The 12,820-nt window shown below is 60.7% G+C and carries 13 protein-coding genes; 8 read left to right on the forward strand and 5 right to left on the reverse strand.

The window, feature by feature from the left end; translation table 11 throughout:
• Positions 1-44: 44 nt before the first annotated feature.
• From RCI20_RS02665 to RCI20_RS02675, 3 genes are all read left to right on the forward strand, one after another.
• Positions 45-1,724, forward strand: coding sequence for a methyl-accepting chemotaxis protein (locus RCI20_RS02665; RefSeq protein WP_306602984.1), 1,680 nt, complete (start codon positions 45-47; stop codon positions 1,722-1,724).
• Positions 1,725-1,845: 121 nt separating this feature from the next.
• Positions 1,846-3,204 (forward strand): DEAD/DEAH box helicase, encoded by a 1,359-nt coding sequence (locus RCI20_RS02670; RefSeq protein ID WP_306602985.1) that lies wholly within the window; start codon positions 1,846-1,848, stop codon positions 3,202-3,204.
• Positions 3,205-3,210: 6 nt separating this feature from the next.
• Positions 3,211-4,557, forward strand: coding sequence for a hypothetical protein (locus RCI20_RS02675; RefSeq protein ID WP_306602986.1), 1,347 nt, complete (start codon positions 3,211-3,213; stop codon positions 4,555-4,557).
• A 149-nt stretch (positions 4,558-4,706) separates the two neighbouring features.
• On the opposite strand, the gene RCI20_RS02680 is transcribed toward RCI20_RS02675, so the two are convergent.
• Positions 4,707-5,975, reverse strand: a complete 1,269-nt coding sequence (locus RCI20_RS02680) for an Hsp70 family protein (protein WP_306602987.1) — start codon at positions 5,973-5,975, stop codon at positions 4,707-4,709.
• A gap of 144 nt (positions 5,976-6,119) precedes the next feature.
• Between RCI20_RS02680 and RCI20_RS02685 the strand changes: the two genes are divergently transcribed.
• Positions 6,120-6,749, forward strand: coding sequence for an arylesterase (locus RCI20_RS02685; RefSeq protein WP_306602989.1), 630 nt, complete (start codon positions 6,120-6,122; stop codon positions 6,747-6,749).
• Between the two features lie 47 nt (positions 6,750-6,796).
• On the opposite strand, the gene RCI20_RS02690 is transcribed toward RCI20_RS02685, so the two are convergent.
• Entirely contained in the window at positions 6,797-7,141 is a 345-nt protein-coding gene (locus RCI20_RS02690) for a hypothetical protein (RefSeq protein ID WP_306602990.1), read from the reverse strand.
• A 171-nt stretch (positions 7,142-7,312) separates the two neighbouring features.
• On the opposite strand from RCI20_RS02690, the gene mobA reads away from it, so the two are divergent.
• Together mobA and RCI20_RS02700 are read left to right on the forward strand one after the other, a co-directional pair.
• Positions 7,313-7,906 carry a molybdenum cofactor guanylyltransferase MobA gene (gene mobA, locus RCI20_RS02695; protein WP_373691471.1) on the forward strand — a complete coding sequence of 198 codons (594 nt, stop codon included), beginning with the start codon at positions 7,313-7,315 and terminating at the stop codon, positions 7,904-7,906.
• A 63-nt stretch (positions 7,907-7,969) separates the two neighbouring features.
• On the forward strand, positions 7,970-8,362 hold the full coding sequence (locus RCI20_RS02700) for a rhodanese-like domain-containing protein (RefSeq protein ID WP_306602991.1): 393 nt from the start codon (positions 7,970-7,972) through the stop codon (positions 8,360-8,362).
• On the opposite strand, the gene RCI20_RS02705 is transcribed toward RCI20_RS02700, so the two are convergent.
• The 3 genes from RCI20_RS02705 to RCI20_RS02715 are packed head-to-tail and all read right to left on the reverse strand — an operon-like array spanning position 8,342 to position 11,304.
• Entirely contained in the window at positions 8,342-9,553 is a 1,212-nt protein-coding gene (locus RCI20_RS02705; protein WP_306602992.1) for a multidrug effflux MFS transporter, read from the reverse strand. The genes RCI20_RS02700 and RCI20_RS02705 overlap by 21 nt on opposite strands.
• A 2-nt stretch (positions 9,554-9,555) precedes the next feature.
• The gene (locus RCI20_RS02710; RefSeq protein ID WP_306602994.1) at positions 9,556-11,049 is read right to left on the reverse strand and encodes a YifB family Mg chelatase-like AAA ATPase; all 1,494 of its coding nucleotides are present in this window, start codon (positions 11,047-11,049) and stop codon (positions 9,556-9,558) included.
• A 6-nt stretch (positions 11,050-11,055) separates the two neighbouring features.
• Positions 11,056-11,304 (reverse strand): accessory factor UbiK family protein, encoded by a 249-nt coding sequence (locus tag RCI20_RS02715; protein ID WP_306602995.1) that lies wholly within the window; start codon positions 11,302-11,304, stop codon positions 11,056-11,058.
• Between the two features lie 245 nt (positions 11,305-11,549).
• Between RCI20_RS02715 and RCI20_RS02720 the strand changes: the two genes are divergently transcribed.
• Entirely contained in the window at positions 11,550-12,395 is an 846-nt protein-coding gene (locus RCI20_RS02720) for a TorF family putative porin (RefSeq protein ID WP_306602996.1), read from the forward strand.
• 79 nt (positions 12,396-12,474) lie between these two features.
• Positions 12,475-12,813 carry a P-II family nitrogen regulator gene (gene glnK, locus RCI20_RS02725; RefSeq protein WP_076091116.1) on the forward strand — a complete coding sequence of 113 codons (339 nt, stop codon included), beginning with the start codon at positions 12,475-12,477 and terminating at the stop codon, positions 12,811-12,813.
• The last annotated feature ends 7 nt before the right edge of the window (positions 12,814-12,820 follow it).

Below are 12,820 nucleotides of genomic sequence, written 5' to 3' on the forward strand. Positions count from 1 at the left end.
GTCAAACAGAATTGCGTTGCATAACCTATCAGCGAGGAACTTACATGAATATCAAAGCGAAACTTTTGACCCTGATTGGTGTTGCTGTTATTTCCCTTGTGGTGGTTGGGGGAGCCGGAACGTTCGGCATGAAGTCTTCCGGCGCTGCCCTGAGCGAGGTGGTCGAGGTGCGCTTGCCATCGGTTGAGTATTTGCTGATCGCAAGTGAGGCGCAGACCGACGTGGTCCGTTCAGCACTCCAGGCTGGCGTGTGGGAAAACGATTATTCGGCCAAGGCACGTGAGGAGTTCGCCCAGACCGTCAAGCTTTACGAGGCTGCCTGGAAACGGGCCGAAGAGAGCTTGGCCAATTACCGCAAGATTCCCGTGGTCGGTGATGAGGCGGCTACATTGTCGACCATGCGCCAGGCTCTTGACCAGGAATGGGCCGAGTGGACGAAACTGAATCAGCAATGGGGTGGCATCATGCGCCAGTTGGCTGCTGTGGCACCGGACGACACGGTGAAGCAGCAACAGCTTTTCCGGGATTTCTACTCGGCTTATTTTGCCCAGCGTGACAAGTTCCGCAGTTCCGAGGCCAAACTCAACGAATTGATCCATTACGAAGATACGCAAGCCAAGGCGTCGGGGGCTGCCGCGGAAGCCAGCATGAGTACGATGACCTGGGTTCAGCAGGGGGCTTTTCTTGCTGGCCTGGCTGTCTTGCTTGTCGTCGGCGTGTCAGTATTTCGCGCCGTCATGGGGCCGCTGGAATTGACCCGCAGCACCATGGAGGACATTGCCCAGCATCGTGACTTTACCCGTCGGGTGGCGGTCAACAGCGATGACGAAATCGGCCAGATGGTGCGCAGTTTCAATGGTCTGGTGGATCGCCTGCAAACCTCGATGCAGGATATCCAGTCCCGCATGGGAGAAGTGCGCAGCGCCGTCGAGTCGCTGTCTACCGCTGCCCAGCAGGTTGCGACCAGTTCGGCCAACCAGAGCAGCTCGACCTCGGCGATGGCTGCCTCAATCGAGGAAATGACGGTCAGTATCAATACGGTGTCCAGCAGTGCCGGCGATGCGCAGGCGATTGCGCAATCGGCTGGCGAGATTTCCGATCAGGGCGGCGACATCATCGAGAAGACGGCCGCCGAGATGGGCGCCATCGCACGTACCGTGGCCCAGGCGTCCGAGGTGATCCAGGCATTGGGTAACGAGTCGCAGCAGATTTCCAGTGTCGTGCAGGTGATCAAGGATGTGGCCGATCAAACCAATTTGCTGGCGCTCAATGCGGCAATTGAGGCGGCTCGGGCGGGCGAGCAGGGGCGCGGTTTTGCCGTGGTCGCCGACGAGGTGCGCAAGCTGGCTGAACGGACCGCCCATTCGACCGGCGAGATCAGCGCGATGATCGGCAAGATGCAGCTTTCCGCCGCAGAGGCTGTGGAAGAAATGAATCTGGTGGTCAAGCAGGTCGAATCCGGTCAGACGCTGGCCCAGGATGCCGGCGAACGCATCCAGGCGATACGCGCCGAGGCCGGCAAGGTTTCGGCTGCAGTGACCGAGATTTCCTGCGCCTTGAAGGAGCAGAGCGAAGCCAGCCTGGATATCGCGCGCCATGTGGAGAGCATTGCCCAGATGACCGACGAGAATAACGCGGCGGCCGAAGAAACGGCAGCCGGCGCGCAGCGCCTGGATCAGCTGGCGCAGGACGTGACGCAGACGGTTTCCCAGTTCAAGGTTTGATTTTTCCGCAGTTTCATGGCCCTGCCGGTTTGCCCGCAGGGCCATTTTCATTACTGCTTCCCCTGCGGGTCTGGCCGGTCGACGGGTTAAAATCCCCACTTTCCCCCTGAGTAAACTATCCATGACCTTTGCCGATCTCGGACTTGCCGCACCGCTCCTGCAGTCCCTCGCTACCCTGGGCTATGACACGCCGACGCCCATTCAGGAGCAGGCGATTCCGGCAGTGCTGGCGGGTCGTGATCTGATGGCCGCCGCGCAGACCGGCACCGGCAAGACCGCCGGCTTCGCGCTGCCGTTGCTGCACAAATTGGCGGCCGATGAAAAGAAAGTGGGCAGCAACTGCATCCGCGCCCTGGTTCTGGTGCCGACGCGCGAGCTGGCCGAACAGGTCAACGCCAGCTTCCGCGAGTACGGCGAGGGGCTTGCCGTCAGTTGTTATGCCGCTTACGGCGGGGTCAGCATCAATCCGCAAATGATGCGTCTGCGCCGCGGCGTCGATGTCTTGGTCGCCACCCCCGGTCGCCTGCTCGACCTGTTTCGCCAGAATGCAATCAAGTTCAAGGAAGTCCAGGTGCTGGTCCTCGACGAAGCCGACCGCATGCTGGACCTGGGGTTCGCCGACGAACTCGATACGCTGTTCGCCGCACTGCCCAGAAAACGCCAGACGCTGCTCTTTTCGGCGACTTTCTCCGAGCAGATCCGCAGCATGGCCAAGGCCCGTCTGCGCGAACCACTGACCATCGAAGTCAGTCCGCGCAATACCACGGTCAAGGCGGTGAAGCAGTGGGTGGTGCCGGTCGACAAGAAGCGCAAGGGCGAGCTGTTCATGTTCATGCTCAAAGACCGGCAGTGGGGTCAGGTGCTGGTTTTCGTCAAAACCCGCAAGGGCGTCGAGGAACTGGTGGCCCGTCTGCGTGCGAAACGGATTTCCGCCGATTCGATCCACGGTGACCGGCCGCAGGCGGCGCGGCAGAAAGCCCTGGAAAGCTTCAAGGCCGGTGAAGTACAGATTCTCGTCGCCACCGATGTGGCGGCCCGCGGTCTGGATATCGACGATCTGCCGCAGGTGGTCAATTTCGACCTGCCCATCGTCGCCGAAGACTATATCCACCGGATCGGCCGGACCGGTCGGGCCGGGGCAACCGGCGAGGCGATTTCGCTGGTCTGCGCCGACGAGGCACCGCTGCTCTCCGCCATCGAAACGCTGACCAAACAAGCGCTGAGCCGCGAGGAAGAGCCGGGTTTTGCGCCAACGCATCGCGTGCCGGCGACTGGCGTCATGCCATCGGCACCGAAAAAGGTCAAAAAACCGAGACTGGGTGCCGCCAAGGGAACGCCCGGCAACTGGGTCGGTTACGACGACTTTACCGGTGAAAAGCCGGTACGCCGTACCGGGCAGCCCATGCTGTTCCCGACCGGAAATGGGCCAAAACCACGAGGTGCCCGGCCAAAACCTGCAGGCAAACCACGCGGACGCTAAAAAATCATGACGACTTCCGGTATCAATCAAATTGTTCTGACGCTTGATGCCGCGCTGCACCGTCTCGGCAAAACAGTGCCGATGCCGGAAGTTGAACGTCTGGCGATACAGATTCACCGCACGATGGATAACCCGAACCGGGCCTATCACACCTCGCGGCATGTCTTCGACGTTTGCGCTGGTGCTTCGCCATTGGCCACGCTGGCGGCGCTTTACCACGATATTGCCTATTTTCAGCTGGACCGTGCTTTCCCGGTGGATATCCTGCCCGGCGTGGACAGCATGGTCGAGCGGGTCGATCAAGATTTCATCCTGCACATCGGACCGAAGGCCGGCTTGCCGCTGCGTTTGAGCGCTGCAGTATTCGGATTTTCCGATGGCGCACGGCTCGCGCCACTCGGCGGGCTGAACGAATTTGTCAGCGCCGTGATCGCGGCGAGTGTGCTGGAACCCTGGCTGGCGCCGGCCGAATTGCTCACCGTCATCGCCTGTATCGAAGCGACGGTGCCATTCCGTCCAGCCGGTGCCGATGGGGCCTGTATGCCCGAATCCCTCTACCGTCGCCTTGCGCTCAGCAATACGCAATTCGGCCTGGGCTGTTCTGCCCAGCATCTGCGCGGCATCACCGGTGAAGCTGTCGCACTGGCCAATCGCGACGTTGGCGGTTTTGCCGAGCCCGATCCGGCGCAATTCCTGGCCAATACCTGGTTGCTGATCGAGGAATCAAATGCGGCGCTGGTCGCCGTGGGGGTTTATACGGTACGGGATTACCGTCAGGCACTTGGCCGGATGGAGGGGTTTCTCTCTTTCCTGAATCCGGCCAATATCTTTCATACTTTCGATGGCATCCCGCCTACTGCCGAATTCACCGCACTATCGGCGGCAGCCGGGCAAAATCTAGAATTCGCCCGTCGCTATCTGGCCGGCAAGCTGAGCGCGCTGGCCATTATTGAAGCCTTGGCCATGTTGACCGGCGGCGATTGTCCGATCTCCATGTTGCTGGGCGATATCGCTAGCGGAACGGAGCAGCCGGCGCACATCGAGGACTGTTTGCCACCCGTGGCCGATCACCCCGATGTCGACCAGAAAATGCTCGATGTCTTCGATCAGGGCCGGCGCGCCGAATCCCAGCGCGACTCCAGTCAGTCGCCGCTCACTGCCTACGTCTATCGGCACTTGGGCGAATCGGGAACGCTGGCCCTGTTTGCCCACGCCAAGGCCATGTTTGCCGAACAGACCACGCCTGCCGAATTCCTCCGTCACGTCGATCCGGCGTTGCGCCAAGCTATTGCCCATGGCTGCGCCCAAATCGCCGTCTCGCGCACCGCTTTGTTGAGGGCGTTGGCAGGTTGATGCGGGTCGTTTGAAGGTCGATCCGTTCTGTAGGCGCTTTTTCTCACGAAAGACTGCACAATCGACTGACGTTTTGCGGTCGACCGCAGAAAAGTGGCAATTTCCATCAGCTACTGCCGCTTTTTTGCGCGATTCAGGCGATAAACCGTTCAGTTCCCGTAGCGTCTTGCAGCATCCACCGCCAGGCCGGCGCCGATGCTGCCGAACAGGTCGCCTTCCACGGCTCGCGCTTGCGGCAGGAGTGCGGCGATGCGTTGGCGGAGTTGCGGGATGCCGCTGGAGCCGCCGGTAAAGAAAATGGTGTCGATGCGGTTGGCGGCCAGCCCTGCTTCAGGCAGCAGGCGGGTGACCGCGGTTTCGACTTTTTCCACCAGCATTTCCGTTGCCAGATCGAATTCGATGCGCGTCAGCAGCTTTTGCTCGCCCGGCGCGAAGCGTTCGAGTGGCAGGCTGGCGGTGGCGTCATCGGAGAGGGCGATTTTGGCTTGTTCGACCTGATGCGCCAGCCAATGACCGGCTCGTTCCCGAATCAGCGCCAACAGGCGTTCTATGCACTCCGGCTCGGCCGCGTCGATGGCCAGGCGCTGTTGCTCGACCCAGACCTGCCGCGCATAGGCGAAGTTGATGGTGTGCCAGGTGGCGAGATTGAAGTAGATGCTGGCCGGCATGTCGCGCCCGTTCTTCAACTGGCTACGGTGGCCGAGCAGGGGCATGACGGCGGCCAGGCTCAATTGCCGGTCGAAATCGGTGCCACCGATATGCACGCCGCCGTTGGCCAGCACGTCGCTGGCCCGGTCAGCCATTTTGCTGCGTTGTGGCGACAGCCGAACGATGGAGAAATCCGACGTACCGCCGCCAATGTCGGCGATCAGCACGGTTTCTTCGTGCGCCAGCGTGGTTTCGTAATGAAAGGCGGCGGCAATGGGTTCGTACTGGAAACTGACTTCCTTGAAACCGATGCGCCGGGCAATATCGGCCAGGGTTTCTTCGGCCAGGCGGTCGGCGCTGCTGTCGTCATCGACAAAAAACACCGGCCGACCGAGCACTGCGTGATCGAAACTGCGTTCTCCCTGCGCTTCGGCCCGTGTTTTCAGATTGCCGATGAATTGCGTCAGCAAGTCACGAAAGCCGATCACCTTGCCTTGCACGTCGGTTCGCCCGTCGATCAGGCTGCTGCCGAGCAGGCTTTTCAGCGAACGCATCAGCCGGCCTTCATAGCCATCGAGATATTCGCGCAGGCCGGCGCGGCCAAAACTGACCGAGTCTTCTTCGGCATTGAAGAAAACGACCGAGGGCAGCGTCGGCTTGCCATCTTCCAGCGGCAATAGGGTCGGGTGACCAGGGCGTTGCCAGCCGACGGTGGAGTTGGAGGTGCCGAAGTCAATGCCGCAGGCGCGGGCGGGGGAAAAGTGAGGCATCGGGAAGCTTTGCGGGAGGGGCCGCGATGCTACGCGGGGAAGCGACGCCTGTCCAGATTGGCCTGCGCTATTCGGCGAAGCGGGGGGAGCAATGCCGCCTTGGTCAGCGCTAAACTGCTGGCTCCACATTCAATGGACGTATCCATGCAACGACGCGAATTTCTGCTGCTGACGCTGGCTTCCTGCTTGTCTTCAGCTTGCGGCAAGGCCCAGGAATATCAGGCAATTCCGCGCGGCAGCAGCGTGCTGGCCTTTGGCGACAGCGTGACTTTCGGTACGGGGGCCGAGCCAGGCGAGGACTGGCCAAGCTTGCTCGCCGCTTCGACCGGCTGGGAGATCATCAACGCCGGCATACCAGGCGATACCGCCCAGGCGGCGCGCAGCCGTTTGCCCGCATTGCTGGCTGAACATCGGCCGGCTTTGGTCGTGATCGAGCTTGGCGGTAACGATTTTCTCCGTCGCCGCTCACCGGACGCTGTGCGTGAAGACTTGCAACATTTGGTCAGTTTGGTCCGCCAGAGTGGCGCACAGGTCGTGCTGATCGGCGTACCCGAGCTTTCCCTGCTTGCCGTGGTGGCCGGCAAGCCATCCGATTCTCCGATTTATCAGGCGCTGGCCGAAGCGGAAGGCGTGCCGCTGATCAGCGATGTGTTTTCCAATGTGCTGGCCCGCCCGGAATGGTGCGCCGACCGCATTCATCCCAATGCTGAAGGATATCGGCAAATGGCCAACGGCATATTCATGGCTTTGCGGCGCATCGGCCTGTCTGGCTGAATTGATGTGTTTCGTGGTTTTGCGAAACAGCAGATGCTTCATCCCGGTCAACTCAAATACATGGCCTTGTTGTCATTCAGATTCAGCCATCCCTTGACGATCCGGTAGATGAACCAGATGGCATTGGCAATGAGTACGAACCAGCCAATGATGAAGACGAAGGTGAGCCCTCCCACGACGCACCAGAGCAGACCGAACCAGAAGGTTCGGATTTGCCAGCGGAAATGGCTTTCGAGAAAGGTGCCGGCGACGTCGTCTTTTTTGACGTAGTTCATCACGATGGCGACGATGGCCGAGATGCCGACCAGGAACGAGACGGCGTACAGGGCGTAAATGATCGTGGTGATCGTTTTCCCGGATTTTTCGACTTCGCTGCTTGCTGCGTTTTCCATGGCGTTTCCTTGAGGTCGATGCGGTATCGGGGACGGCTTGGCGAGCGCATCGGTGGGATGCATGCCATAGTCTTTCAGCATAGAGACGGAACAGGCCTGTGTCGAGCCCGATGGGACATGATTGCCCGCTGGCTCGGTAGAATGCCGGCTGATCTTGTTCTGGATGCCGTGATGAAAATTGAAGCCGTGACGGGGGTTGTGCTGGCTGGCGGCTTGGGGCGCCGGATGGGGCAGGTGGATAAAGGGCTGCAATTGCTCCAGGACAAACCCATGGTGGCGTGGGTCATCGAGCGACTGGCGCCGCAGGTTGGCGCGTTGTTGATCAATGCCAACCGGAATGGCGAGCGTTATGCAGCTTTTGCCTACCCGGTTGTGGCTGACGCCATTCCTGATTTTGCCGGGCCGCTGGCCGGCTTGCATGCCGCGTTATCGGCGGCCGAAACACCGTTTGTCGTGACCGCGCCTTGCGATTCGCCCTTTCTTCCGGTCGACCTGGTTTTTCGCCTGTTTTCCGCGTTGACCGCAGCAGATGCCGAGATTGCGGTGGCCCGTACCGGCGATCAGCCGCACCCGGTGTTTTGCCTCTGCAGGCGCGAGGTTTTGCCGCATCTGACGGCATATTTGCTGGCCGGCGAGCGCAAGTTCGAGCGCTGGTATTCCAGCTTGAAAACGGTTGAAGTGGCGTTTGACGATCAAGCAGCGGCGTTCGAGAACATCAATACGCTGGATGAGCTGGCGTACTTTGAAGCGGTGAGAAAAGCATGAAGTTGACGTTTCTTATGCGCTTGCTTCCATAATATTGCTTCATTCAAATTTTCCGATAAGCCCATGCAGCATCTTGATCCCCTTGCCGCCCACGCCTTTCTGCAACAGACGCCGGATGCCGTGCTGGTTGATTGCCGGACGGAAATCGAGCATATGTACGTCGGGCATCCGGTTGGTGCCGAGCATGTGGCCTGGCAGGAAGCGCCGGATTGGGAAATCGATCCGTACTTTGCCGACAACGTGAAGCGTTTGGTCAAGGGCGATCTGACGCGGCCCGTCGTGTTGATCTGCCGTAGCGGCAGCCGCTCGGTTTTTGCTGGTGAAGCATTGGAACAGGCCGGGTTTACGCAGGTCATCAACGTGCTGGAAGGGTTTGAAGGCGGGCTCGACGACGATTTCCATCGCGGCACGCTGGGCGGTTGGCGCTTGCGCGGCTTACCCTGGCAGCAATCGTAATTGGCGATGGGCGAGGGCGCACAGGGCGCCAGCCGTGAGCAGGCTGGCCATGCCCAGCGCCAGACTGGACGTAGCACCCCAGATGGCTGGCGCGATCAGTGCAGCGGCGATGCCATTCGAACTGGACTGGAAAAAGGTCTGACAGGACGCGGCCAGGCCGCGCTGGGCGGGGAAGGGATCAAGCGCGAATAGCGTCAGATTGGGCATCGCCAGCGACATACCGACGGTGTAGATGAACAGTGGCAGAACGCTCCACGGCAAGCCGGGCGGCAGCGTGTAGGAAATGAGCAGATTGATCAGTGCGGCGCAGCCCATGACGACGTAGCCGAGGGCGATGGTCCAGCTTGGCGAGCGCTTGCCGGCCAGTCGTCCGGCGCACCAGGAACCGCCCATCAGGCCCAGCATGGCCGGGCCGAATAGCCACAGGAAGGCAGTTTCCGGCAGGCCGAGGTGCTGCATCAGGAAAACCGGCGCCGACAGGACATAAACGAAGAAACCGGCAAAATTCAGGGCCAGCGCGGCACAGGCCAGCAGGAAGCGCGGCGAGGTCATGACTTTCCAGTAAGCGCCGGCAAGATAGCCCGGGCGCAGCGACTGGCGCTTTTCCGGCGGCAGGGTTTCCGGCAGCAATTTGAGGCAGGCCAGCCACAATATTGCGGTCGACACGACCAGAAAGGCAAAAACCGAACGCCAGCCGAACCAGGTTTGCAGCCAGCCGCCAATGACCGGGGCGAGCGCCGGGGCGAGGGCGAACATCATGGTGATCTGGGCCATCAGGCGCTGCGCGTCGGCGCCGTCAAAGAGGTCGCGCACGATGGCGCGGCTGATCACGATGCCGGCGCCGGCCGTCATGCCCTGCATGGCACGCCAGAACCAGAGTTGCTCGATGTTGGTGGCCAGCGTGCAGCCGGCCGAGGCCAGACCGAACAAGACCAGCGCCCACAGAATGACCCGGCGGCGGCCGAAACGGTCGGCAATCGCGCCGTGCCACAAGGTCATTGCGGCGAAGGAAAACAGGTAGACGGCCAGCGTCTGCTGGACTTCGAGCGTCGTCGCGTCAAGCTTGTCGGCGATGTCGGGAAAGGATGGCAGGTAGGTGTCGATGGAAAATGGCCCGAGCGCCGCCAGGCAGGCGAGCAACAAGGCGATGCCACGGGTGCTGCGTGGCGTGGGTTGCACATTGGGCGGCATGTTCAATCCCGGGCGAAGCGTCGGTACTGGATGGCTTCGGCCACGTGGGCCGCGCCAATGTCGGCGCTGTCGGCCAGATCGGCGATGGTCCGCGCCACCTTGAGGATGCGATGCCAGGCCCGGGCCGACAGGCCGAGACGTTGTGCCGCCTGCTGCAATAGCGCGGCACCGGCCGCATCCGGCTGGCAAGTGGCGTCGATTTCGCGTGTGCTCAGGCGGGCGTTGGCCTTGTTCTGGCGGCTTTGCTGGGTCGCCCAGGCGTGGGTGACGCGCTGACGCACGCTGGCCGACGATTCGCCTGCGGCTTTGCCGCTCAGGGCTTCGGTCGGCAAGGCCGGCACTTCAATGACCAGATCAATGCGGTCGACGAATGGGCCAGACAATTTTCCGCGATAGCGCGCGACCTGTTCCGGCGTGCAGCGACACGGCTTCTGGCTGGAGCCGTGGTAGCCGCAAGGGCAGGGATTCATCGCGGCGACCAGCTGGAATTCGGCCGGAAATTCGGCATGACGGGCGGCGCGGGCAATGTGCACACGGCCACTTTCCAGCGGCTCGCGCAGGGTTTCCAGTACCTTGCGGTCGAATTCGGTCAGTTCATCAAGAAACAGAATGCCTTGGTGGGCCAGGCTGATTTCGCCGGGGCGCGGTGGATTGCCGCCGCCAACCAGCGCCACCGCCGAAGCAGTGTGATGCGGGCTGCGAAACATGCGTTGACCGTAACGGGCCGGCCGAAACTCGCCGACCAGTGACAAAACAGCGGCGGAGGCGCGGGCGGCAGCTTCGTTGAGTGGCGGCATCAGGCCGGGCAGGCGGGCGGCCAGCATGGATTTGCCGGCACCGGGCGGACCGAGCATCAATAAAGAATGCTGGCCGGCAGCAGCGATTTCCAGTACCCGCCGGGCCTGGGTCTGGCCGCGTACATCGGCCAGATCGGGGAAAATCTCGGAAATTTCACGGTCGACCGCGGGTGGGGGCAATAAATGCGTCTGCTCGGCCAGATGCGCGCAAACGGCGAGCAGGGAGCTGGCGCCGAGAATGTTCTGCTGACCGATCAGTGCCGCTTCGCAGGCGCTGGCTTGCGGCAGGATGAAGATTTTTCCGTCGCCAGCGGCATGCAGGGCCATGGCCAGCGCGCCGCGTACCGGGCGCAGTTCGCCCGATAGCGACAACTCACCGGCGAACTCGTAGGCGGCCAGTTTGGCCGCGGGAATCTGCCCGCTGGCTGCGAGTATGCCCAGCGCGATGGGCAGATCGAAGCGCCCGGATTCCTTGGGCAGGTCGGCCGGCGCCAGATTGACGGTGATCCGTTTGCCAGGAAATTCGAAGCCGGAATTGACGATGGCGGCGCGCACCCGGTCGCGCGCCTCGCGCACTTCAACATCCGGGAGGCCAACCAACGTCAGTGCGGGCAGGCCGTTGGCCAGATGCACTTCGACCGTGACCGGTGGCGCGTTCAGGCCATCGAGTCCGCGGCTCAGCGCAACGGCCAGCGCCATGCTGGTTTACTGAGCGCTGCTGTTGCGGGATTTTTCCAGTGCCTCGACGCGGGCTTCCAGCGCCTGCAGGCGCTCCCGCGTGCGGGCCAGGACCTGGGCCTGGATGTCGAATTCCTCACGGGTAACCAGATCAAGCTTGCCAAGCAGGCCACCGACCATCGCCTTGGCATTTTTTTCGATGTCTCTGGCCGGAGAGTTGGCCAGCAGGGCGCTCATTTTGGCGCCGAAATCTTCCAGTATTTTTGGGTCGAGCATGTTCTTCCTCCGTAGGCGAAGCAGTTTAGCACAGGGGTATTTGATCAGCTTTTCGTCATGGCTCAGCGCTGGTGCGTAACGCTTTGTGACTGCACCTTATTGGTGCTCTGAATAAGTGCGTAAACCGTTTGTTTTGAATAGCTCTATGAATATAAATAGAAAAAATAGCTGGCACGCGCCATGCTTTATTGTGTTGCACAAAGATTTTTTATCCTTGATCCACTTTTCCTTACAGGAGAGAAAACATGAAGAAATCCCTAATCGCTCTGGCCCTCGTTGGCGCATTCGCAGCTCCGGCCGCTGTTCAGGTTGCTGCCGCTGCTGAAGAAGCCAGCCCGCACACGGTTGCCGGTAACGTTGGTCTGTTCTCCAGCTATCGCTTCCGTGGTATCGATCAGACCTTTGGCAAGGCGGCTTTGCAAGGCGGTATCGATTACACCCATTCCAGCGGCTTCTATGCCGGCAACTGGAACTCGAATGTTTCTTCCGGTGCCGGTTTCCCTGACGGCAACCTGGAAATGGACTTCTACGGCGGCTACCGCACCTCGTTCGGTGATCTGGGCCTGGATGTCGGCGCCATTTATTACTACTACCCAGGTTCTGAAGCGCGCGGTTTCGACACCCGCGCCCAGAAGGGTGCTGTCAATAACAAGGAAATCTACCTGGGCGCTTCCTGGAAGTTCCTGTCCGTCAAGTACTCCTACTCAATCGACGACTACTTCTCGCTGCGCGGCACCGCCAACGATGCAGGCAAGAGCACCTCGGGTACCAGCTACCTCGAAGCCAACCTGACCTATGACCTGGGCAATGGCTGGGGTGTCAACGGCCACCTGGGCCAGTTGTACGCCAAGAACATCAAGAACGGCGACTACACCGACTGGAAGGTTGGCGTGACCAAGGATCTGAGCGGTTGGGTGGTCGGTCTGGCTTACGTCGATACCAACGCCGATGGCAACTGCAAGAAGGCATTCCAGCCGTACTGCTTCACCAACTCCAACTCTGACAACGGCGCTGGCGGCCTGAATTTCGGCAGCAAGATGAAGGATGCTGGTCGTGGTATTGCCGTTCTTTCCGTTACCAAAGCTTTTTAATTCCGTTTGACCCTCCTCCGTCGGCAATTTGGCCCGCGCCGACGGAGCAAAACAGGTTTTTCCAGATAGGGGAACACTCATGAAATTCGTTACTGCCATCATCAAGCCATTCAAGCTTGACGAAGTGCGTGAGGCGCTGTCCGCCATTGGCGTACAGGGCATCACGGTGACCGAGGTCAAGGGCTTTGGTCGCCAGAAAGGCCATACCGAGCTGTATCGCGGCGCCGAGTATGTGGTCGATTTCCTGCCGAAGGTGAAGCTTGAGGCTGCCGTCAAGGCAGAGCAGATCGATCAGGTCATCGAAGCTATCGAGAAATCGGCCAGCACCGGCAAGATCGGCGACGGCAAGATTTTCGTTTTCGATCTTGAACAAGTTGTTCGTATTCGCACCGGTGAAACCGGCGGCGATGCTCTGTAAGGAGTTC

It is taken from the genome of Azonexus sp. (genome assembly GCF_030824335.1).
GTDB lineage: Bacteria > Pseudomonadota > Gammaproteobacteria > Burkholderiales > Rhodocyclaceae > Azonexus.